At 42.1% G+C, this 25,238-nt stretch carries 14 protein-coding genes; 6 read left to right on the top strand and 8 right to left on the bottom strand.

The window, feature by feature from the left end; all coding sequences use genetic code 11:
* Nucleotides 1-165: 165 nt before the first annotated feature.
* The 5 genes from AC04QZ_RS00295 to AC04QZ_RS00275 all read right to left on the bottom strand — a co-directional run bounded on the left by AC04QZ_RS00295 (nucleotide 166) and on the right by AC04QZ_RS00275 (nucleotide 9,069).
* Nucleotides 166-1,416, bottom strand: coding sequence for a tetratricopeptide repeat protein (locus AC04QZ_RS00295; RefSeq protein WP_478356072.1), 1,251 nt, complete (start codon nucleotides 1,414-1,416; stop codon nucleotides 166-168).
* A gap of 29 nt (nucleotides 1,417-1,445) precedes the next feature.
* Nucleotides 1,446-2,105, bottom strand: a complete 660-nt coding sequence (locus AC04QZ_RS00290) for a hypothetical protein (RefSeq protein WP_478356071.1) — start codon at nucleotides 2,103-2,105, stop codon at nucleotides 1,446-1,448.
* A gap of 300 nt (nucleotides 2,106-2,405) precedes the next feature.
* Nucleotides 2,406-6,362 carry a leucine-rich repeat domain-containing protein gene (locus tag AC04QZ_RS00285; protein WP_478356070.1) on the bottom strand — a complete coding sequence of 1,319 codons (3,957 nt, stop codon included), beginning with the start codon at nucleotides 6,360-6,362 and terminating at the stop codon, nucleotides 2,406-2,408.
* Between the two features lie 71 nt (nucleotides 6,363-6,433).
* A complete protein-coding gene (locus AC04QZ_RS00280; RefSeq protein ID WP_478356069.1) occupies nucleotides 6,434-8,215 on the bottom strand; it encodes an ATP-dependent nuclease in 1,782 nt (593 codons plus the stop codon).
* A gap of 263 nt (nucleotides 8,216-8,478) precedes the next feature.
* Nucleotides 8,479-9,069 (bottom strand): Shedu immune nuclease family protein, encoded by a 591-nt coding sequence (locus AC04QZ_RS00275; protein ID WP_478356067.1) that lies wholly within the window; start codon nucleotides 9,067-9,069, stop codon nucleotides 8,479-8,481.
* A gap of 19 nt (nucleotides 9,070-9,088) precedes the next feature.
* On the opposite strand from AC04QZ_RS00275, the gene AC04QZ_RS00270 reads away from it, so the two are divergent.
* The gene (locus AC04QZ_RS00270) at nucleotides 9,089-9,832 is read left to right on the top strand and encodes a hypothetical protein (RefSeq protein WP_478356066.1); all 744 of its coding nucleotides are present in this window, start codon (nucleotides 9,089-9,091) and stop codon (nucleotides 9,830-9,832) included.
* Between the two features lie 444 nt (nucleotides 9,833-10,276).
* Here AC04QZ_RS00270 and AC04QZ_RS00265 read toward each other — a convergent pair whose 3' ends face one another.
* Entirely contained in the window at nucleotides 10,277-11,620 is a 1,344-nt protein-coding gene (locus tag AC04QZ_RS00265; RefSeq protein WP_478356065.1) for a hypothetical protein, read from the bottom strand.
* Between the two features lie 791 nt (nucleotides 11,621-12,411).
* On the opposite strand from AC04QZ_RS00265, the gene AC04QZ_RS00260 reads away from it, so the two are divergent.
* Together AC04QZ_RS00260 and AC04QZ_RS00255 are read left to right on the top strand one after the other, a co-directional pair.
* On the top strand, nucleotides 12,412-12,795 hold the full coding sequence (locus tag AC04QZ_RS00260; RefSeq protein WP_478356064.1) for a hypothetical protein: 384 nt from the start codon (nucleotides 12,412-12,414) through the stop codon (nucleotides 12,793-12,795).
* 32 nt (nucleotides 12,796-12,827) lie between these two features.
* Nucleotides 12,828-13,379, top strand: coding sequence for a hypothetical protein (locus tag AC04QZ_RS00255; RefSeq protein WP_478356063.1), 552 nt, complete (start codon nucleotides 12,828-12,830; stop codon nucleotides 13,377-13,379).
* A 331-nt stretch (nucleotides 13,380-13,710) separates the two neighbouring features.
* Here AC04QZ_RS00255 and AC04QZ_RS00250 read toward each other — a convergent pair whose 3' ends face one another.
* Nucleotides 13,711-16,266 carry a KAP family P-loop NTPase fold protein gene (locus AC04QZ_RS00250; RefSeq protein WP_478356062.1) on the bottom strand — a complete coding sequence of 852 codons (2,556 nt, stop codon included), beginning with the start codon at nucleotides 16,264-16,266 and terminating at the stop codon, nucleotides 13,711-13,713.
* Between the two features lie 81 nt (nucleotides 16,267-16,347).
* Nucleotides 16,348-16,608: a hypothetical protein gene (locus tag AC04QZ_RS00245; RefSeq protein ID WP_478356061.1), complete on the bottom strand. Its 261-nt coding sequence runs from the start codon at nucleotides 16,606-16,608 to the stop codon at nucleotides 16,348-16,350.
* A 719-nt stretch (nucleotides 16,609-17,327) separates the two neighbouring features.
* On the opposite strand from AC04QZ_RS00245, the gene AC04QZ_RS00240 reads away from it, so the two are divergent.
* From AC04QZ_RS00240 to AC04QZ_RS00230, 3 genes are all read left to right on the top strand, one after another.
* Nucleotides 17,328-18,059: a hypothetical protein gene (locus tag AC04QZ_RS00240; protein ID WP_478356060.1), complete on the top strand. Its 732-nt coding sequence runs from the start codon at nucleotides 17,328-17,330 to the stop codon at nucleotides 18,057-18,059.
* 141 nt (nucleotides 18,060-18,200) lie between these two features.
* Nucleotides 18,201-18,539: a hypothetical protein gene (locus tag AC04QZ_RS00235; RefSeq protein WP_478356059.1), complete on the top strand. Its 339-nt coding sequence runs from the start codon at nucleotides 18,201-18,203 to the stop codon at nucleotides 18,537-18,539.
* A 384-nt stretch (nucleotides 18,540-18,923) separates the two neighbouring features.
* Nucleotides 18,924-25,238, top strand: coding sequence for a lamin tail domain-containing protein (locus AC04QZ_RS00230; protein WP_478356058.1), 6,315 nt, complete (start codon nucleotides 18,924-18,926; stop codon nucleotides 25,236-25,238).

Here is a 25,238-nt window from a genome sequence, read left to right as displayed (position 1 = left end):
TTTTCTCATTTAACAGGGGAGCGTTATTGGCAAGCCACTGTTTCAGCCAGTTCAGCAACCTGCTTCCCGATAATTAACTGGTATTCCAACAACAGCTCGTCACTCCCCATAGGAGACTGATTTGATAATTAATAAATTCAACAGTAATTATGATTGCAACAACATTTAACCTATCCGCTGCTTTTGATCCATAAGGTAGTTATCTGCTGAAAAATGAAGGAGGCCCTTTCCATTCCATTCCAGCGCTTTGGTAGGATCTCCCTTAGCTAGATAAGCTTCAGCTATCCAGAAGAAAACATACGGGTTATCCAGCTCATACCTATCGGTCAGGGAAGATGCCCTTAACATCAGCTTAAGCCCCTTTTCCAGCTTACCAAAATACCGGAAAAGAGTCGACCCTTTACTGAACAGTGCTTCCGGCAGTTCCGGATTAATGGCCAACGCCCGGTCATAGCAGTCCATTTCTTTATTGTGCATATTCAAATTCAGGTACGCATTCCCCAGGTTATTCCATACCTCAGCATTATTGGGATTAAGTGCTATCGATTTTTCAAAATAGGCTATGGCTTCCCGATAGCCGCCGAGCTTAGTAAAAGCTGAACCAATGTTATGATAGGTCACAGCAGAATGCACTACCTTGTTATAGAGCTCAATCGCTTCATAGATTTTACCATCATCATTCGTCAAAAATCCTTGTTCTGTTATAATAGCTGCCTTATTACTATACAGGCTGTCATTTTGTGTTATCGCCAGTGCTTTATTGATATACACAAGCGCTTTCTGATAGTTATGCAACTGATACTCACATACAGCTATTGCTTCCAATATACTTGCATCATCAGAATTTTGTTTTAACAGCGCCTGAAGTTCCGGGAGCGCCTGCAAATACTCTTGTTTAAAAAATAACTCCCAGGCCGTTTTACTCTCTACGGATGTTTCCGGCAAGGCATATAATAAGTGTTTCCTGCTAAAAATCCCCGATACATAATCCGATACACTATCCCAGTCAGTATCGCTCAGCTTATTTGTCCTGGATACTTTCACCGTAAAAGTTTCATTCTTACTTGTCAGATCAACAGCATCATGTTCAAACCACCGCCAGTAGGCTTCTTTTTCATCCGCAAGGTAGACTACCAGCATTGTTGGTTCAAGTTTATTGAACCAGCGGTTGATCGTTGAACGTTTTAAAACCACCTCAACCGCTAAATTATTTTTAGCCCGCTCCTTCCCTTTAAGTTGTACCGAAAAATTCTTTCCGGTCACCTGCCTGTCAATGGTTATTTCACAATTCAAATCTGTACCGTAATCTACCCTAAGGACATTTACGACCCATGATACCGGCAGGCAATTGGTAAAATGCATTTCAGATAGCTTCTCCAGCTCACTGTTCCTGTCCCTTATTGGTAAATTCTTCAATTTTCTTATCATTTATACTGGTGCAACATTTACTTCGCTAACCTTGTCCCTGGTTGAATATCAAGCACACCGCACTCAATCCCAAGGTAAGCATTCAGTCTATTGAACATTGAAATCGCGTTATCCCAACCACCACAACACTCCGGGCTTAATGCGATTGTCACAACAACTGCACCATCAATCAAGCTTTTCAGTCTTCTGGCGAATTCCTTAAGTTCATCCTCAGCCAACAGCTCTTTATATTTATTTTCAGAAATCTTTTTAAATAAAACATCAATATCTAGATCGAGTATTTTAAGTTCTCCAGTAGGGGTAACTAGATCAACTTCCTCCCTTAGGTCTAATTCCCGTTTAACCCAGGATTCCAGTGGTTCAGCTTTACAATGCTGGTAATAATTTGGTAACCGTTGGTCACAAAAAAATTCCATCCCGGAGATTGTTAGGGGATTAAATGTTTTATATAACTCAATAAAATTATCCCACATCAGTACCTGGAATTCACCACTCTTTAAACTTATCATTTCATCGATACACAGAGACTTAAAATCAATGTTTTTATATTGATGAAAAGCTGGCTTCACCACTCCAACCCCCAGATCATGGTGCCTATCTATATGCAACAAGGCATATTCGTTCATTGGATCAAGCGCTTTAGTCCAGCAATAAAAGGCAGCTAAATGGTTATCCATAATATAGACTTTGCCAACCTTTGCCAAAAAGTTAATTCAGCGTGTCGTGAAATATTTCTTCCTTTGTTTATGATGATTTCCATTAAACTATAATGTGCTTAAAACTATTCATGTAATGAATTGATGTACAATACTCTAAATAAACTTAACTTATGGTATCGGTAGAAATAAATTAGTTGGCTACCGCTATTCTAGGGTATATTGCAAGATACTTCCAAAACATAAGAGAGTTACCAACGATAAAGCAGAACCATCTTCACCTATCGAGAAACTAAACATATTTATCTACTTTTCATTTAATTATTCTTTCTGGTAATGAATCTTGTTACATTCCATAATCCGTTCGCAAATCTTGCGCATTTCATCATTCATCCGCATCCCTTCTTCCGTCGGCTGCACATTTTCAAGTATCATAAGCTTCACGGCCTGTACGATGAACTTCCATGCATCATTCTGATCGGGAAAACTGGTAACCGCAACAGCCTTGAAAGGCAATGCCGAAAATTTTCCAAGATTATAATGTCCATTCCTCTGCCAAAGATAAGGAGAGAGAATAATGGGGATAATTTTAGGTGATCCATCCTTGTTATAGCGGTCTATCGCATTCCTGATTTCGAATTCCTTTACATAATCCACCTGCATAAGATGGTCGCTAATCATGAAAAATATAATATCCGCCTGCGCAAAACGCCTGGTGATTTCCTCGTCCCATTCCGATGCAGCTATAAGTTCCGCGCATAACCAAGGTTTTTCGATAATCTCATCGTCAACCAGCGGGGTGATGTGACTCAAGAACCTGTTCACCAACGCTAAATCATATTTGGAATATGAAACCACCACCTTTTTCTTTCTTTTCAGATCATTAGGCGTAAATGGCTGGAAAGGGTATATCGGAACAATCACCGTTTCTCCATTCAGTTTCCCGTCCTCATCGGCCAAACAGACCTTGATCATTGTACCGGCATTTCGCGAGCAAATTTCTCTATATGAAGCAAACTTTCTTCCATCAACCGATATCAGCATATCATCGGGACGGCACTCCTCCACATTATATAACCTATCTGCGTTATAAATCTTGGTGTAAAGCTCGTCACCTGGAACATAATTCCCTAACATTAGTACCTTCCGTTTGTAAAGGCCAAACTGAGAGTAATCAAAGGGTTCCATATTCCAGTATAGGCTCACTACCGCGTAAAAGAGATAGGATACAATCTCCTGACGTTCTTTTTCTGCCTCCCGGTTTTTAAAACCGCAATATACTGCTATTTCAAGCTGCTCAAAATCCAGCTTAAACATTACCTTGGCCTTATCCTCAAACTTAAATAGTCCCTGATTCCTCCAGAATTTATTCGGCCTATGGTTTTTACCAAAGAAATGTATGATGTCATTTATCATTCCGAAAGGCAGGAAATCTTCGAATTTCAAGACAAAGATGGGTTTATCCAGCCCAAAAGAAAAAAGATCAAAATTATCAGCATCCTGCCCTGCAAGTGGCAGAAAGTTAGGTACAATGAACCTTCCCTGATGTTCATCATGAAATACGATTTTTTGCAAGATAAGCAGATCGGTAATTTCCAGATAGGCAGCATCATCCAAATTTTCCCAGGCAATAACCCCATGGCGTTCCAACGTTCCCTTATCTAAAATGAACTCATGTATATAGGTTACCAATGCCATGGGATTAAGCCAAACCTTATCTGGCAATGCCTTTTTATAGTACAACACTAACCCCTGTGAATGGAGTTGATGGAGATCATCACGAAGGTATTCCAGCCTATTACCAATATCTCTTTTGTACATCGGGAGGATATCCCTTTCTACATCAAAGCTTCTAAAGTCACTGTATTTACCCTTATCTAGGATAAAGTTGATAAAATCAATATACCACTGTGGCACTTTCTTTTTCACCTTCGACTCAGAAACCAGCTCCAGAATAGAACTTTCCAGGTATCTTAACCCAAGATCGTTTACTTCGCCAACATTGTTCTTCAGTGTCAGGTGAAATTCACCTAGTACCATATCAGATGAAAACAGGCAGTTATGGTTCTGGATTTTAGATTCGTCCCTGTGACTCTGTATAAGTAATACAGGATCGGTTTCCCCGTCAAAGATTTCATTCTCCAGGTAATTCTTCTGACCAAACCAGTAGCTGAGGCTGAAATCCTGATTATCTCGACCTTTGATATCGGCCCGTCTTCTATTGATGTTAAATCTGGGATTCCATAAAACAAGATAGACCGCTCCTCCGGTAAGAAAGGTTTTATAAATGCCATGATAAAAATCCTGCCCCCCAAAGTCGAAAAAAATCGCTTCAGGCATACTTTGATCTTGCTTATACAGTTTTTCTATCCGGATGATGTGTGTACTGTCAACCTCCTCATTAAACTCACCATCGATCAGATAAGACAAGAGTGAAGATTTTCCGCTGGCGTGGTTACCCAACAAAATCACTTTGGCCGGAAGCTCCAAATCCCCCAGATCAGCTTCAGCCTGCATGGAAAGATAATTTTTCAATGTGAAATGATGGCTGTCGCTTTCATCCAGGCTGAGGTCATAGAGTTTAACAAATGGGTTGTTGTCTGCACGCAGGAAGCGTAAGTTCTTCAGTTTCGCTACCACACTGGCATCGCTAATCCGGTTATCACTAAAATTCAGGCTGTGAAGTTTCGTCATTACTCCAAGGCCGGCAATGTTCCTTATCCTATTTTTACCCAGGTTTAGGGTGGCGAGGTTCTTCAAACCAGAAAGCCCACTGATATCTGAGATCTCATTTCCACTAAGGTCCAGATATTCCAGCTTTTTTAGCTGAGCCAAAAAACCGGTACCTGTTATCCTGTTTCCAGCGAGGTGCAGGTACCTTAATTTCTTCAGCCCGCTGAGTGCTTCAAAATTTCGATGTTCGTTTCCACTTAAATCAAGGCTGGTCAGCGCATGCATTGTCTTGAGAAAAGATAAATCGACGAATCCTGTATCTGCAAGATACAATGCTGCAAGATCCTTTCTTTTACCCAAGAAACTGAAATCCTTCACGGACTGCCCATTCAGGTTTAGTGAAATCAGGTGTTCAAAGGGGGCAAGCAGCGTACCGTCAGAAATAGTATTGTTGCTTAGGTTTAAACCTATTATCTGCCCACCAGTATTTATTTCAAAATCAGATGGATTTATGGACTGGCCCAAATCCTTTTCAAGCTGAAGGATTAACGTCGGTTTTTCCTCTTTTTTATCCAGTGAAACTGGCACGTATCGCCCGGAAAAGTGTCTTTTGACTGAGCTGAAATACTCCTCACTGCCGATACTCACAATAATCGGTATCTCCAATGTCTCCTGATTTAGCACTGCATCATAAATAACCGCCACTTTAACAGGAGCAAGCTTGCCTGCCCCAGTCCCAAATAATGGGATATTAACTCCCAGAATGCTCCTATCGTCATCTATCAATTCCAATAGTCGGTTGCAGATCGCGTCAATTATCTCCACAGAGGAATTATCCTCTTTAACTGAATAGGCATAACCTGCGATAATATCAGTTTGATTATTAAGCTTAAATGTTGAAATTATCCCGGCAGGTTTCTTTGAGGCTGGAGGGATCCCAAGTTCTGCTGCCCTATTTGCAATATGGTAATTTACATTACCATTACTTGCAGCCGGAAGCAGCACTAAATTGCAATACTTCATGGGGTGAATATTAAACATATCACCGCAACGGAAGACTATATTACCTACCTTAAAGGACAGAATATCCTTATCCATATCGCCAATATTGGAAAGGTTAACTTCCCCCATAATAGGCCCATTCTGATCATGCTTTACGCCAGATACATATACAGAACTGTTAGTATATGGATGATAAAACTGGGCAATTTTTTCCCTGTCCTGCCCGTTGCTGATCCGTATCGCAATTTCACCGGTGGCTCTCAAAGCTTGCATATAAATAGATAATCCCCTTCCTCGGCTGATTTCTGTGTGTAAAAGAACTCTTGAAGCCAATGTAGGATGATTTTCAGACACCAATATCTGGTTCGTCTGTCCCCGCATTTTTTTCTCCATAATTATCTTTCCCTTAGAGCCTATCAATGAGTACTTCGTTACGCCGGGCATCTCCTCTATATCTTCAAGAAACCTGAACTGTATTTCCCATGATTCTTCAAAAGAAGGGATAGCAAGTTCGAATGCCGTCTCCGAGATATTCTCAGTTAATAACACCCCTAATTCGTTTTCATTATCTGAGATTTCAATAAGTCTTGTTTTTTCAGCCATTTGTTATGTTTTTGGAAGATTGCTATTCAAAGCAATCGCAACTTGCCCAATAAATAATATATTCATCAATCTTATGCCAATATTGTATTTAATTGAGCTTCAAGTTCGGATAAATCCTTCCACTCACTACACCTACCCGGCAACGGATTACTATGGTCAAGCAATGCATCCAGCAGTGTTTTTACCGTTGCTAGCTTAGCCGGATCATCCTTCAAGGTGCTAATCGCGTTATATGGTTTTTCCTTAGAGACTTCCATATCAAAATAAGCCTCTTCAAAGTTTGGAAGTGAAGCCAGTAAACGCACGCGAACTCCATCAGGCCTTGCATTTACGGATTCTAATATATTCGGATTGTTTCCCCAGGCCGGATTCTTTTTATCCCCCTTTTTGGTCATCGGCGTATCACTGTCATGCAGCACGGAATAACTTGCACCGAAATGGTTCAAGATCTTGACCAGAGATACAATGGTTGCTTTTCCCCGCGCCCTGATGATATGCACATCCCGGTATTCCTCTGGATATACCGAACGGACATAGTTAAAAGCGGTATATTCGGTATCCCCTTCTACCACAATCACTTTACCACCGAAGAGAAATTCGGCCACATAGGGGTCACAGATATTAAGCAATTTTAGATTAACCTTATCATCGCCATCCAGTTTAACCTTATCAGGGCGAAAAATTGTCGTTCCCTCTACATCTCCCTTATTATTCCGTTCTACCCTCACGATAGTGGTGTTATTGCGCGAAAAATCTATAAATATCGGGGAATGTGTAGTGACCATGACTTGCCAACGTCCGCTTGAGGGAAGGTCATAAAGAACTTTACAAGCCTCCCTTATGGCATTTGGATGTAAACAGATTTCAGGTTCATCTATCAAAAGGATATGCGGCCTGAGTTGTACCTCATTGCCTTTATCAATGCGATTGGTTTCTGAAATATATTTAAGTGCCGTCCATAAAAGCGTCCGCCTTGCCCCACTTCCCTGACGGTCTACTGTGCTCATAAAACCGTCAACCGGCCCCATCAGTAGTTCCGAATTCCATTTAAAAATATCCGCTGCTGGATTACTTTCTGGCTGCGCATCGAAGTTCACATGGTAATTTGGGAACACCATACCAATGAGGTTTGTTAATTCTTTATTTGCAGTATCAATTTGGCCCCTGGTCTGGGTAATAATGTCCAGCTGAACATTGAGAATACTATCTACCATAGCATGATATTGATTTTTTTCCTCTGCGGTACGCATCAGATTAACCTTTTCCTGGATCGCGGCAAGCAATAACTTTTTAATGGCATCTGCCTGATCCTCGGGTTTACTGAAAGCATCGACCTTGTGTGGTTCTGGCCTACGCGAATTGGCAATATTGGGTGGTCCAAATGGGGCTTTTGTAGCATGCCATTCCTTTTTATGGACATCCCAGCCCCTTCTATCAGGCTTTCCAGTACCACGCCAGGTCCAGCGCTCCCGTACCAAGAGCTCACCTTTCTCATTTTTGTCCACCCACATCTCCCCAATACCCGCTTCATATACAATGGTATGAAGTTCAATTTCTGGCAGATTATCCGGATCGATCTTGTTGTTTGGAAAATCTTCTAACTTGATATCGGCGGCTTTCGACCCCTCAGACATCACCAGTTCATAAGCACGGAGCAGCGAACTTTTACCTGCATTGTTTGGACCTACGAGTACCACAATGTCATCCAGATCAATCTGAACAGCTTCGGATCCGATACACCTAAAGTTCTTGACAATTAACTTGACCAATCTGGGATCGGCCATTGTCGTCACCACAGCAATCTCTTCGCTGTTGTCATCTGTTTTCTTAGTTACTTTTACTGCTTTTCCCATCTACTTGGATTTACCGGGCAGCTACTACAAAAGATATCCAGGAGCCACGTTGTGGCCATTATAAGTTTTCCTGAAAATCCTTGGAGTGGAGCGCTTCGGGATTTTAGATTTTTAGATTTTCAAATATATTATTCGTAAAAGGCTTATTGACCTTATTTTTTTTTTAATTTTTGACATTAATCAAAAGTTTAATGGATGTGCCTGGAGGTGGCCTGCAATCGGCAGTCTTACTCTTACCTGAGTGCAGCTAACAGCGCAGCGACCTAAACCTTGCCCGTCATGATCTTGAGCAAACTTTCGATTTTCCTATACAGTTCATCAAAAGTAATGATCTCCACATCCTTGCAATTGTTCCTGAACATCTCAAAAGCATGTAGCTGCTTATCAGAAAGTGCCGACAGCCTGCCAATAATGATCAGGGCTTTTGAATTAAATGTTTCTACATCTTTTGTTTTGTAAGCGTGGGCATAAAACTCCTTTTGAAAGTGGTCACGCTGGTTGAGCACTTGGGAAATGCAGCCCATAAGCTCCTTGGAAAGCGCAAACACATCATCACCCCTGTAGGGCTTTTTATCCACCAGTTCGGTCAAATGGGTCTTGATCTCAACAAATGAAACATTATCGCTCAGGCCATTCTTGATCAAAAAATCACTGTACTTGCCATTCTTGTTTTTGTAATTCTTTCCGCCTACATAAGCTTCATCCTGATGGAGGATTACCGGCTGGGCAAAGAGCGTTGAAAATATCCAGCTATTTTCCTTTAAGAAGCCCTGGAACTTCTTTTCCAGTGTAGGCGTATCACTTGTAGCCTTTAACAGCGCATAAAATCCTACCAATGCGGATTTAAGATTCATTCGCAATATTACCCCAAAAATGGTGCGAAGACTTATTGAAAATGGTATTCATTTATGTCTGGTAACCATTGGTGGCTCACACGCTGAAACAGCTTATCGGAAAATTTTATTTGACAATCTTTTAACTCTTTCCAAGTCGGATAGATTTGCAGATGCATTGAAATCATCTTTTGAAGAAATAGTTGATAGTGGTAGATTTACTCGACGAGATATATCCATTTTTGCGTACGAATATTTTCAGTCCTCTAGGAATAGCATATTCAGTGAAGTCGTGAACGCAAAAGGGATAAGTGTCGATGATGATTACGTTTTTTTATTGAAGAACTTGGACAGGACTTTAACGCCTGTTGGGCATCTTGAACTGATTGAAGAGATTATCGTCTCAGGTAAAGGGACAAATTGTTTTCACCAGGTGTTCAGTTCTAGATATGGACAGGAAATTTTTCTTCACGCAGATAAATTCAATTATTACATCTCTTATATCATGAGGGCATCTTTTTTGGGCTGGGAAGCTTACCTAAAGGATCTGAAAGATTTGGGCATTACGATTCCAGATATTGTAAAAGCCGCTGGAATGGAATCGACTAATATTAACCTTAGCGATTTGCAATCATTTCTGATGAAATATGGCAACAATAAATCAGATATCTCTAGGGTGGTTAAAAAATTGAACAAAACTTATTTTGGGATTGAAGCAAAGGCAGATACAACAAAGTTTTACGATGTCTTCTACCAGAAACCCGATGGCCGAAGACTCAGGTAATGACTAAGTATTTTGATGTTGATCTGATGCGTAAAACAACTAATTAGCTTTCTGGGTGCCATTTTCCAGCGGAAGTCTGAATTCTTGGAAAGCTCAATAAAAACATCCGTTCTGATACTCACCACAATATTCTATCTATTTAATCCTTAGCTTTAAGACATAAAACCAATACGATGAGTCCCGAAAAAAATATAAAACCAACACCCGACGCCACTTGACAGTCACATCATTGCTAACGAAATACAACCCGATATAAACATTATCCCAAAAGAGCCCGCAGTTCCAGGAAACTTTGAATATAACCAGGCACCCGCTTCCGGAAATCTAGGGCAGCAAAACGGTAAGGACTAAGAAAAAATCCAGAAGCAGACTGGAACAGAAAAAAGCAGAGCAACAAAAAATAAAGAACTATTACACAATGATTAATGCCCGGCCCGCTTCTGCCTAATACAACTCCACGTGCTTAACATGTTCAATCGTAAATTTCAGGCTATACCCGTTTAAATGGTTGCCATAATGGGAAATGCCAATGATCACCTTGGCAAAACCCTCCTGAAATTCAGATGCTTCGTGAAGGATAAGATTAGAATAAATATCCACCGATAGGTCCCGCCCAAAAACTCTGAAATATAAGATTTCCGCCAAGCTCGCAAATAGTACCTCAGCATCTCCCACAGCGGATTCATCTGTAACCTCCAACCTCAGTTTCAGTGAGGTAGCTACAAGTTTAGTCCCAAAAACACTATAGGTCGAACTGGTCCCCCAACCTGAGCCACCAATGCGCTTTGCGGTAGAAATCACTCCCCATTCCCCTCCCCCAAGGTCGGAATAAAATGCCATCGCCATTCCTTCCCCCTCCAGAAAATCCTTCGCAAGGTAAGGTGACCATCCATCCTCAATAGGAACGAGGGCTGGATTCTTCTCTCTTTTCTGGGCCTCTTTGATTTCCCGGACAGATTGCCGGATAGCGGGCCTGTCCTGATATTTCCCCCGAAATACGTGCTGCCTCCAACGGTTAAGCCCTTCGATGTTATTGAAAAATCCGAAAAAAAGTATTCTTTTGGTGTACCGTAAAAGTTTAGGTGATTTTATCCGGATCTTCAAAACAGCAAATGTTTCCTCGAAACGGGCAAAACAGACTAACAGATACAAAAAGGGCACGAACATCACAGCGAGGGTTAGCGGCAAAAGAAACTGTTTGAAATAACTGATACGCCAATATTCGGTAAAATGCCCGATAATATGCCCGATCACCTCGGCGATCAAAAATAGGCCCGAAGCAGCACTGATCCACTTGAATAGTTTGGTTACTTTGTGGTTTTTCTCGTCCTGTCCGCTAAAAGCGATCAGTGTACCAAGCATCAGGGTGACCGGCACAATCAAAAGTTCGGCCCAAAGGCTGAAAGTATAAAGCCCAAGTACAAATTCCAGCACAATGGTAATCTGAAAAAGGTCTTTGAGCGTTGATCCGAAATACCGCTTCAGATTTTTGGCCTGCATAATGTTGTACATCATTGGAAGTGCAGCAAAAATACCCCAGACTATTGTATCCTTGATCATGCCAGAATCCCACAGACCGATACGGGAAATGGTAAAACAGCAAAGTGAAATGTATAGGATGGTAAAAAAATAAACGCGGAGGAAATGCCGGTCCACCAGGGATTTAAGTACTGGTAAAAAGTCCTTTCTCAAACTTTTTACAAATAAAAAAACACAAAAAACGACAGTGCCCCAAATCAGGTAAGCGAGCTCCCGTGTATTAAAAATCTCAAAAATAATGATCTGCAAGTTGTGGAAATGAGGGTAAAAAGTTGGTAAGGGGTTGACTCTAAATTTACCGGGTAAATGATAACGGCACTCAGAATAGATCAAAATTGCGAAAAATAACCGGATTACAAAACAGCTATCTATTTACTGAAATTTATCAACAGTTACCCTTGCAGACTAGCAAGTCATCCCGGCGGCCTCCAAAATGCTAAAAAATAAGCGTACCAACTTAGTTCTCGGTAATTATTCAGGATAAAAAACTTTCGCTGCTTTTCAAAATACGGATTCAAACGCGGATTAATTCTTATGCGGAGCCGATATTGCGTAAATGTGTGGAGGGAAAGACCTTGCTGAATACCGGGCATATCAAAATTATCATGTGATTTAATTATAGGCCTTATCAACATCGCGTGAGCGGGTGCAGCGGCATCCTTTTGGAACAAAAGATATAGTGGAAGACGCGACCCTTTAGGGGCACGCCCAAAACGATTAAAACAAACAACCCCTTCAACATTCCTCATTCATAAACGAATAAGGCTCTCGGCGATTCAATGTGCTAAAAGATCTTGGGCAATAAATCAATAAGACTATAGGCAATTCAACATGTTAAAATATCTTAATTTATAGAACTATATGCCATTTAACATATAAAAATCCAGCATTTCTAATCTTTAGTAAATGGTTATCTTCGCATATGAACCCCCCCCCCTCTACATTACTTTTTCTATCTGCTGATCGGTTCAGCTTTAGCCTTACCAGCCTGCGCGCAGCAGCACAAAAAAAACACCCAGAAGCAAGAAAGACCAACATCCATGGACAGTACCCAAACCTCCCCAAAAGCTGCTGCAAAGTCCGCAGAAAAGAACGTTGATAAGATGCTCAGCGGGTTAAAGGAATCAATGATCTCCTATATAAAAAGCGCGGAGCCTCCATATAAGATGGATGATATCGATAGCTGTGAAAAGATACTCAAAGATTACCTCTCAGCTATAAATGTTTCCAAAACCAAAGAACAGGGCATGGAAATAGTCAAAACGACAGTAATCAAGCTGAATGCGTTAAACGGCAAAACGGAGGGAAACCTGATTGAAACAAGCGAACGTGAACAGATAGCGGAAATCATCATTCTGGCCGCTAGCCGCAAAGGCTATAATACGATGGATGAGGACATCACCGAAGAATGGCGGGAATGGTGAAATGTTTATTCTTGCATCATATCTTTAGGCAAATGAAAAACAGACCCATTTTTATACTGGTACTGATCTGCATGCTAGCAGGTTTGTCTTCTTGTTTGCGATCAAATAACCATGGAAATAAAGTATTGACAGACAGTCTGATCAAGGCGACAGAAAACATCGCCATCGGCAAGGCCCAGTTCGGGATATCAGAAAAAGCTTTTAATCTGCTGTTCCCGGATTCCCTGGTTGACCTGGACGGCAATAAATACATCGTTAGCGCTTATTTTGATAAAACCGGAGGGCTAAGCAAGGTATACATGATCGATAAAGCGACTTTTGATAACCAAAAATTTGATAACAGGCTATTTGAAAGGATGGATCTGATCAAGGGGTATTTCACCAACACCTATGGGGAGCCAAAAAAAGATCGGGGTTATCCTGCCCAGGAAAAAATGTTAAACGGGATGCTGTCTGAATCTTGCACATGGGAAGTTGGCAAAAAGAGGATTTCAGTCGGCATTGCCCTTGAAAAAACCAATCGGGGTGATATTTATTATGTACTTTCCCATGTTGACAGGAAACCTAGTACTAGTCGAAATTAGCTTTATCGCGCCTAAATGAATGCTCTTAGCGAAAGGAAATAAACTTGCGTTATTGATAGTCGCCCTATCTTCCTGATACAAATCTGCGGCGAAGAATGCGGGATTTTCTGACAAATGTCGGCAATGAAAAAAGCTGATATCAATGATTATTTGGCAATATTATACGAAGGAAACAGGTCAGGTTGCTTAGTCTCAGATAGAGCGAAATAATTTCTGATGTGTATAAAAAAATCTACGGTCGGATCCTGCAGACTGATAGCAAACATTATCGCTATGGATGAAAGGCCCAAAATTCATTTAATAACAAATCGTTACTAATCCGGGGCTGCATTTAAAACCCAAGGTCAATGTCGTTTTGGGCATGTAATTGGTACAGGCCAAGACTAGCGAGATGATTCAATACTCCTATTTTGTCACTGTCGCTAAGTTTGAACTTTACAGATTTGTCCTTTTCCCTTGCACCAATATTGTCCAATATCAGGCGTTTAAAACGTTGGTCAGCGGGTACCAGATCCATTTTTTTTAGATGTTCTGTAAAAATGGATACTTCTGGGAAAATCTGGAACAAAAATGGGTTGAGTATGAATTCGTTATCGATATTTGGATTCGTGTAACTCCTTACACAAAGCCTTACGAATTCTAAAAAGGCATTTTCATCTTTCAAAAGGTAATTCCGCAAAACCTCATTCTGTTTTTCGTGAATAATTGCCCGGTTTTGACTATTACCGAAATCATCATTAAGTCTGTAAAAAGACTCTACTTCAATAGTATAACCTGGATTATTTAAGAGATACACTTCGAAAAGTGCCGCGATCTTGTTTGCGAGCTCCTGGATGGAAAATAACTTAAATCCCCGGTTATATTTTGCTTTTTTTAGGAAAGCACTGGCAAGGATTGCACGGCTGTAACATGGCAAGGTTATTCTATCAAGGAATTTAAGTATGAAATCCTTATACCCCTTGCTGCTTTTGCCAAAGTATTTTTGAGTATTGCTGGCTGAACCGACCAACACCTTCTCCAACTGGAACATAAATACATCGCCGATTGCCAAAAAAACTTCGGTAAAACGTTCCAAATGATCTAAATCAGCAGCTATTGGATACTGCTCCATAATGCGTTCGAGATCAATAATCTTGCCTTGTGAAATCCATAACCTAAAAGCTTTAATAATCTCTTCTGCTGGCCCAGTGATAATTTTATTAAATGCTTTTAACGGTATCAATGAAAATAGCTGGTAGGAGAAATAGATGTAAAAGTTGACTTGGTGGGCAAAAGCCCTGTTATTTTTGTTTACTGGAGTGAAAAGTTCTTTAAGCAAGCGTTCAGGCCGCACAGGATCAATATCCTGCATTTTGCAATAAGCCTGCAGACGGTTGGTATCCAGTTCGTTTTTTGTTTCCATCCATCCCCCATTCATCAGTCGTCTGGAAGCAAGTTCATGATATATCCCCATATAATTGAGCTTTAACAGTTCCAATACTGCCAGATCCCTTACATCGGTCTCGTTTTTCAACAGTTCAAAACTGATCTTAAAGGTATTGCAGAACCGTTTGACATCTCGAAGGTTTTCGAATACTATTTCAGAAAGCCCCTTGAACCGTTCAAGCTGGTTCAGCATAAGGTCAATAAGATATTTATCTTCCGATGCCATTCCATCATACCCCAAATACTCCATGATCTTCCTGGGGAAAATATTTTTGTCAATTACAGGAAGGGTGATCGACAGCTGGAAGATCTTTTTAAGGTATTCGCTTTCGTTATTAATTGAGCCATCGTTTTTCAGGGCTTTGACAACATACTGTTCGTCCAGGGCTACGATAAAAAATGTATTGGAAAAATTTGCGGTGTTACGGATAATCTTAAGGACCTGAAAAACTTCTGACCCAGAAAGGCGGTCGATGTCATCAATAAAGACAATAATCCTTTTTCCTGTCCTTAATATGAGCTGATTGATCTCATTGAACCTCGATCTGATCGAAGCCTCACCCGAAAGCTCGCCGATAAGCGAGTCGAGCATCCGGAACTGGATTTCCTTGGCGGGTTTAAATATCTGGCTGGAATAATTGTTGATCTTGCTTGCGATGCTGTGACTATAGGGCTTGAGAGCATCGGACAAAGTCTGAAAAAAATCCTCAATCAGGATATCCGTTTTCCCAGAAAGCCATGGGTTAAAATCTACGATGATATTTTTATCCAGTTTTTTATTGTGCTCTTTCAGCACCTCTTTCAAACGTATCAAAAAATCTGTCTTCCCTGCACCCCATTCCGCAAATACGCCGATATTAAACGCCGATTGGTTGGAGGTTCCGATTATGTTATCTGCTATCGACCTTGCATAATCGCCCCGATGGAACTCATCAACCGTACCGCTCCCTGTATGATCCTCGATCAGCTGTGGGCGGTCAATATGCAACGGCAGGCTATATCCCTGATACCTGGAAAAGAAAAGGCAGCAACCAATGATGACTAGGTCTAAAAAGTAGACCTTTGGAAAGCCAAAAGACAAAAAAGAATCTAGTTTAAATGCTGCTGAGGCTCTTATAAAGATAATGTAAAAAACAAGCACCATTACAATATAGGTTACCGATTTCGGCGTCGGCAACAGGTTGTTTTTGATGTGCCTACTAGTATAGTAAAATGATAGGGTCAGAAAACAAAGTACCCCTAAATTTGCAACACCACCATTGGGAAAGTAGTAAAATATTGCAGATAGCCAAGTTTCCCCACTCTCCAATTTAATACAGATATCGAAAGAAAACGCCAATACAAGAAAAAGAAGGAAGCATCTGAACCAACGGATATCCCCAAATCCCTCCGAATAGGATTTCCAGTCAATCCCCTGATTTTGAACTTCCGCGGATCCCTCTGTTTCTGTAATTTGTATCATTTTGATTCCTTTTGTTTTAAAACGTTTGTCTTAGGCGGCGAACGAATTCGTTAAGTACAATCCGACAAAACTAGATAAAGACTATTCCGCTGTGTTCATCCTTTCAATCAATGTTTCTATGTTTTCAATCAGCGAGTTCTTTCCTTCCTTTTTAGATGATGTTTTTTGGAGGTCAAGCGTGATGCCATCAGTCTGGTCATCTGCATAGCATTGTCCTGATGCATTTGCCAAGTTGATATATTCATCGAGCATACCCAGTAGCCTATCGCCGTCAGCGGAGGGTGTGAGTATAGTTTGTTGCAGTAAATGCTCTAATTTTTCGATACACTTTTCTTTTTCCATGAGTATAGGATTTGAACTGTTAAATAAAAAACCGGTTTTAAATTTATTTTACCTGTTTGATTCCGCGTGCCTCATTAGTGAGTCGCTGAAAGACTATACATACGTTGCCATGAGGCAGGATGAAGGATGATGAGCACATTAATTGTTGATGTTTAATTGGATGCAATGTATTAATATTAATTGTGGATACATAGTATTTTAATAATATGTGCAGCCCCCAATCGCCACCCTTAATTGTGAGTGGTAAATTAATTACTTTGTCAGTTAATTATCCCATGCCAAGACAAAACGCGCGATATCCCCCACTATGGTTGCCTGAAAAGTTTGTGTTTATTTGCCGCAAACTCCCTAAGTCTGTTAGCCGCTTCATACTCCCGAAGTCCACGCGAATCCGAAGAAGCAACTTCAAAGATTTAAAAAAAATGGTTGTTGGAGATATACCTTCCGTGCCACTTATAACATAGTCACCTGGTATCCTGCAAAAATCCATTGCGGGTAGATGAAAAAAGATGGGCGGAGCCGGCAGGCCGCAGGGTGCGAAAGGCGAAATAACGGACAGGTTGAACTTATATCAAATTTTAAAGCGTTTTTTTTTATTTGACACTATGTAGTTTCCAATAAAACATTGCAGACAAGCCTTATAACTTTATCGCTATCATAATAAAAAGCCAATTTGCCACTTACACAAATAAACTTATTTTTACCTAAAATTAATGCTCATGATCGATAAACTCAAAGAGAATGCTCTTCTCTGTTTTACCCTCTCGCTGGTGGCCTCCTATTTTGGAGCCTACGGATACTATACTTGGTACAATATTGATGTAAGTACCTATCTGGATGCGAAGGATCTCATCATGATATTTTCCAAGCAGGTAATGGTGTTGACCCTTTTCCTTTGGGTTATGTTTAATATACTTCTTAAACTCAGCAGATCATCAATTCCCGGGTTCAATAACAGAACAGACTCACATAAAAAATGGATAAGGTGGTTTATTCTGTTAAGTGGAATTACTGTGCTTTTTATTGTGTGTTTTTACTTTAAAGCACTTAATATTGTTCTTGCTGGCCTTGGTACCGGCCTAGCCATTTTGGCTACTTATGTTATTGCTGTTGTAGGTTATCAGTTTATCAAAGGCACTAAGGAGCTGTCAGATATCACGTTACGGGCATGGTTTAACCTAATAGCAGCCTTCTATCTATTTATCATCATCGTCCCTTTAGTCACAGGGCTTGCTATCGCCAGATATACTGTGCCCGATAAAGCAGAAATTTGTCTGGAGGATGGGCTGATCATTGACACCACAAAATCGCCAGATCTACTTTACGTAGGAAAGCTTTCTGGTTATTTTTTTATCGCAGATACCAAATCCGGTTATACCACGGCTTATCCAATGGAAAAAGTACGTTATATCAGGGTGAAGACCAAAACCCCGCTATTTGTTCGTAAGTAACAATCGGACTATTTTTCGAACAAAACAATTTACAGAAAGCTTGATAAAAACCGACGATAATTCTTATTAAGCCTCTTTCAGCCAAAATTTCAATAAGGCCTTATCATTCCTTCTTAACAAAACCAATCATTATCTAACTGATTGAAGAAACGCCCGCATCATGTCCACCCAACAGCCACAAAGGAAAAAACATATAAAGATATCTACATTGCGCCCGAACTGACAGTGAGCTCAAACCTGGCGGCCGCTTTAAAAGATGATGAATTATTTTTCAACCCGTTTTTGCACGACCGGGGCAAAGAATATACAGACGAGGAAATCAATGACTGGAAATTGAGCTTTATTATCGCGGATCCCGGCTATGGAAAGAGCATGTTTATTGGTAAACTTTTTAGTCTAAGTGGCGCGAAAGGTTCGATAATTGACTTCTACCCCCGAGACAGCACGACCTCCCCGATTCTTGATCGGATCTTGTGCTAGCGACCAAAGAAGCTTTGACGAATTATCCTACATCATCAGATCCAAGCCTTGATTGTTTGACCTGTACCGATTTTACATCGGTAACCGAGGTAAAACCGAAATTAGAGACACAAAGAATAGCAATCGTATAAGATTGCTTCCCCGAAAGGTCGGGACAGGCTGTCGTCTGAAAAAGCCTCCTCGCAATGGCGAACCCGCTACTAAAATTCATCACATCAACTCCTTTTTCTGCAAAAAACTTTCCCAAAAAAGCATAGCAACGTCTGTATAAACGAAAAATTACCTTATATTATATTTATTTTTCCACATTTCACCGAATTAACATTAAGTTAATCTGATAATTAGGCATTTGCATATACATTTGTTGTAAACAAAACTTATTATATGAAAAGACCTTTACTTCTCATTTTATTTTTTCTGGTTTTCTCCAATTATTTATTTGCCCAGGTTTCATTAACGGCAATCAATACGGCTAAATCAGAAAATTTTGACGGCATGACCGCAACAGGGACTTCATTAGTTGCCGGGTGGAGCGCCGTTAAAGCCAGTGGCACAAGCGCTGCCGCCGTTGGTTCAGCCTTAACCTTAGCTGTTTACAGCACTTCGTCGAATGCCGGCGCTGCCTACAACGCAGGAACAGCCGGAGTGGCGGACCGTTCATTAGGAAGCCTGGCCTCTGGTGCCCTGGCACCAAGATTTGGTGCCGGATTCCAGAATAACACTGGTGCAACCGTAACTTCAATCGATTTATCGGGTGTGATGGAACAGTGGAGAAGCGGTTCAACAGCTACCGTTAACGAAAAACTAAATTTCGAATACAGTTTTAATGCCACCAGTATTGCCGATGCAGCAGCCACCTGGCTACCGCTTAGCGGCATGGACCTTAACGAAAAGTTAACCGCAACTACCGCGGCTGCTGGCATTGACGGCAACTTAGCGGCAAATCAAACCGCTATTTCAGCAAGCATCACTGCAATTAGCTGGGCAAATGGGGCCACACTTTATATCCGCTGGACAGATACTGACGATTTAGGAAGCGATGGTATTTACACGATCGACGATTTTAGCATCACGCCAAAAGGCAGTGTTAGCGCTACACCGGTGATATCAGCGTCAAATACAACATTAGTTTTTGGCGATCAGAACATCAATTCAAATTCTACCGCACAAAGTTATACCTTGGGTGGAGCCAATTTAACGGCAGGTGTTTCGGTAAATGCGACAGCACCTTTCTTTGTTTCAAAAGACAATACTACCTTCAGCAGTTCCATCAGTTATACTACAGGCGAAGTTGCCGCATCACCATTGGTATATGTACGTTTCAGTCCAACAGCTGCCGGCAATGCCAGCGGTAATGTTACCCACACCAGCACTGGCGCTACCCCTGTTAATGTTGCGGTAAGCGGAAACGGCTTATCAACCATTTTAACGGTAAACCAAACGGCTTTCGATTTTGGTTCGCAAAATACAGGTACCAATTCTACCGCACAAAGTTTTACCCTATCCGCAACAGGCTTAACTGACGTCGTAAATATTACCACAACAGCGCCTTTTTATCTTTCGAAAGATAATGTTACCTATAACACTTCCTTAGTATACACAGCGGCTGAGCTGGCTACAAGCAAAACGGTTTCGGCTCGTTTTAGCCCGACAACAGCTTCCGCAGCATCGGGTAATATCAGTATCTCGAGCACTGGTGCAGCCACACAGAACATCACTACCGCAGGTGTAGGCACAACACCACCTGCAGCGCCAACGCATATTGTCATATCAGAAGTATATGGCGGCGGCGGAAACACAGGTGCAACCTACAAAAACGACTTTATCGAATTATATAACCCGGGTAACACCGCGGTTGATTTAACCGGCTGGACTGTACAGTATTTAAATGCTGCCGGAACCGGAGCATGGGCCAAAACAGATTTAACCGGCAGTATACCGGCTAAAAGTTTCTATCTGGTTCAGGAAGCTGTTGGAGCAGGCGGAACGGTTAATTTACCTACACCCGATGCCACCGGAATTTTAGCCCTTTCGGGTACCACCGGAAAAGTAATCTTGAGTAGCTCAAATGTAATTTTAAGCGGCGCTAACCCGGCGACGGCCGTAGTCATCGATAAAGTAGGCTTTGGTCCAACGGCCACAGGTTTTGAAGGCTTACCTACGCCAGTAATTTCCAATACCACTTCTATTGAACGTAAAGCCAGTGCAACTTCAACCGCGGCTACTTTAGCCGTAGGTGGTGCTGAAGAGTTTAATGGAAACGGTTACGATACCGATAACAACTTCAACGATTTTGTAGTTACTGCCCCAAATCCTCAAAACAGCACCGTAAAAGAACCAACTGGTGCCAACCATGTGGTCATTTCTGAAGTTTATGGCGGTGGTGGTAATACCGGCGCTACCTATAAAAACGACTTTATTGAATTATATAACCCAACACTTAGTGCTGTCGATTTAACAGGCTGGAGCGTGCAATATGCAAGTGCTACAGGTACTGGCAGCTGGACAGCCACCACCTTATCGGGTTCTATTGCGCCGAAAGGTTTTTACCTCATCCAACAGTCTGCAGGTACAGGTGGTACATTGGATTTACCAACGCCTGATAAGATTGGTACTCTTAATTTATCGGGTACAGCCGGAAAAGTATTGTTAAGCAATTCGGTTACCCCTCAAACCGGCGCTAACCCGGTTAGTGCAAATATTATTGATAAAGTTGGTTTCGGAACAGCAAATGGTTTTGAGGGTACTGCCCCGGCTCCTGCTACAACCAATACCTCATCAATAGAAAGAAAAGCGAGTTCAATCTCTGATGCCACTACTATGGGCATTGGCGGTACAGAAGAGTTTGCCGGTAATGGATACGATAGCGATGAGAATTCGTTAGATTTTGTATTGAGGACTCCAAATCCGCAAAACACTTCGGTAACCGAACCCGCTTCAATGTCTGGTCCTTATTTGGTGGTCACGCCAAAAACTTTAGCCTTCAGCAATCAGGCCATCAACACCACTTCGGCAGCCAAAACTTATGTCTTATCTGCCGGTAACTTAACCAATGCCACTACTTTAACTACAGCGGCACCTTATGCTATCTCGAAAGATAACGTAACCTTTTCTACCACATTAAGTTATAGTGTGGCAGATTTGGCCACCAACCAAACGGTGTATGTAAAATTCAGTCCAACGGCGGTGGGCAATTCAACCGGTGCTGTTTTACATGCCAGCGCAGGCGCAACTTCGGTTTCCCTTTCGTTAAGCGGTCCGGCGGTTGATCCTAACCAAACGGCTTTCAACTTCGAAAACTGTACCACGGTGGGTAGCGGAGCCTTATCCGATGGCTTTTATCAATACAGCGTAACCGGCGCACAAACCTGGGGCTGTACCACTACTTTCGGACATGATGCCACCGACCCTACAGGTGTGGCAAGCGCAGGAAATGCCCTGCAGATTAATGGTTATTCGGGTGGTAATATTTTGAACGAAGATTGGTTAATCTCACCAGCTTTAAATATCTCTTCATTTAACTATGCCATTTTATCTTTCTGGACAAGATCTGCTTTCGCAGGAGATAAATTACAACTCAAAATCTCAACAAATTATACCGGTTCAGGCAATCCTGCACTGGCCACCTGGACCAGCTTAGATGGTAAATTCCCTGAAACGGGTACCGATAAATGGACCAAATCGGATAATATAGATTTATCCGCCTATAAAGCAACACCAGTTTATGTGGCTATTGTATATAACTCGAACACCTCATCGGCCAGCCGCTGGACCGTTGATGATTTCGCCGTAACCAATTCCAGCACGCCACCAGCAGTTGATATCAGCACTTCGCCGTCTAGCGTCAGTTTTGGTTTCCAGGCAGCCAATACCACTTCAGCAGCCAGTACCTTTGGTTTCTCTGCAGGTAACTTGACGGGCGATGTAACCTTAACCGCTCCGGCTAACTTCACCTTATGCAAAACCAGTACCGGAACCTACAGCAGTACCATCACTTATCCGAAAGCCGATATCAACAATACTTCGCCAACCGTTTATGCTAAATTTTCGCCAACGGTGGTGAATACGAGTTATACCGGAAATGTAAGCATTGCCACTGCCGGCTCGGCAAATAAAACCGTTGCCTTTAGCGGAAATACTTTCGATATCGCCAATACCTTAGAAGTGGTCAACTGGAACATCGAATGGTTTGGCAGCCCTGCTCAGGATCCATCAAACGATGTACAGCAGGCCGCCAATGTTAAAACCATCGTGAACAACCTCAATGCGGATATTTATGGTTTTGCAGAGGTGGTAGATACCACTTTGTTTAGAAATACCGTTTTACCGGCCGGATACAATGTTTTATTCAGCGAGTTCGGATCCTATGCCGATGATAAAGCCGATGCCGATTATCCGCTGGCGCAGAAACTGGCTTTTATGTACCGCACGGATCTGATTAAACCGATTTCAACTTTGGGCATTTTAAGAGATACCTATAACCCTGCCGTACCGGCCACCAGTGCCGATGGCACCCCTTACAAAAACTGGTCGTCGGGCCGTTTCCCTTACCTGATGCAGGCGCAGGTGAAAATCAACAATAAATTGGATACGGTTTATTTCGTCGAGATCCATGCCAAAGCAAACACCGGTACCACAGCCGATCAGATTGATGCCTATAACCGCAGAAAAGGTGGCAATAAACAAATGAAAGACTGGTTAGACGCTAACCTTGCCGGTAAAAAGGTAATTATTCTCGGCGATTTTAACGACGTACTGGATGCGGATAAAACCATTGCACCAATGCCAGGCACCGGAACGTCCTATTCAGATTTCACCCAGGATGTGGCTAATTATTTCCCGGTAACCTTACCTTTAAGTTTAGCAGGAAAACAATCTACAGCCGGATTTAATACCGTAATTGATAACGTCATCATCACCAAAAGCCTTAACCTTAACTATATCCCGGCCTCAGCCGAGGTTTTAGATGCCGTTAAAAACCTGGTGACCAATTACAGCTCTACCACCACCGATCACTATCCGATTAAAACGAGGTATTTATTCGGCAATGGTGCGCCTACCCTCGATGCGGTGGCCAACCAGGCTGTTTGTTATAGCTCAGCCAATCAAACCCTGGCTTTAACCGGAATTTCTGCCGGTCCTGAAACGGCACAAAGCACTACACTTTCGGTTAGTGCTGATAACGCCAACCTGTTTGATGTATTAACAGTGGCCGCAAACGGCGCTGACAAAGGCACCATCACCTATCATTTAAAAAACAATGTAAGTGGTGTAGCCAATATTACCGTTACGGTAATGGATAACGGCGGGACAGATTTTGGAGGGGTAAATAAAACCACTAAAACCTTTAAATTAACGGTTAGCTCAACCGCTACGGCAACCGTTACAGGTACTGCTGCAGTGTGTTTAAATGGCGTTGCCCAAACCATTACCTTTACCGGCGCAAACGGAACTGCCCCTTATACCTTTACCTATAACATTAACGGCGGAACAAATCAAACTGTAAACACTATAGGCACAAGCGCTTCGATAACGGTTTCGGCCCCAGCTAACGTTGCGGGTACTTTTGCCTATAACTTAGTCAGCGTTAAAGATGCAAACTGTGGTCAGCCACAAAGCGGAACGGCAACCATCACGGTGAGGACCCTGGCAACAGCCAGCATTTCGGGTTCAACTGCCGTACCGAACTTAGCTGCTGCACCTAATATTACCTTTACCGGTGCAAACGGAACGGCACCGTACACCTTCACCTACAACATTAATGGTGGCACAAACCAAACGATTAGCTCAACCGGAAACACGGCAACAGTGGCCGCACCAACAACAACTGTAGGCACATTTGTTTACAATTTAGTCAGCGTGGCCGATGTAAACTGTAGCCAAGCACAAACGGGTTCGGCAACGGTGCTGATACGCCCTTTACCGGTAGCCAGCATTGCAGGTACAACCTCTGTATGTAACTTCGGCAGCTCGCCAAACATTACCTTTACCGGCTCCGCAGGTACCACGCCTTATACCTTTACGTATACGATAAATGGCGGTAGTAACCGTACGGTAACCACCAATTCAACCACGGTTACAGTGAGTGCCCCGACCAATACACCGGGTACCTTTACCTATACGCTGGTGAGCGTGGCCGATGCTTATGCCAGTCAGCTGCAAACCGGAACAGCCACCGTAACCGTAAATGCTTTACCGGTAGTGTCCATTAGCAGTAATAAAGGGCTAACGATCTCTAAAGGCGATGCCCTGATTTTAACGGCAACGGGTGGCGCACAATACAGCTGGACAGGTCCTGAAATCACCAGCGGACAAAATGCGGCAGCGGTAACCGTCCGGCCGAAACAAAGCGGCACCTATAAAGTAACGGTAACCAATGCCAGTGGTTGTATAAGCGATCAAACGATTTCGATAAGCGTCACCGAAGATTATAAGTTAGAGGCCAGTACCGTAGTTACACCAAATGGCGATGGTTATAATGACAAGTTTATCGTCAAAAACATCGATTATTACCCAAACAATACCCTGAAGATATTCGATAAGGCCGGGCGGGTTTTATATACCAGACAAACTTATGCCAACGATTGGGATGGAACGATAAACGGCAGCCCTTTAAGTGAAGGCACCTACTACTACATCATCGATCTCGGTAAGGGCATCGGCACATTCAAAGGTTTTATCAACATCATTAGAGACTAA

This window comes from Pedobacter folensis (genome assembly GCF_056490665.1).
This window is presented reverse-complemented; position numbering and strand designations above follow the sequence as displayed.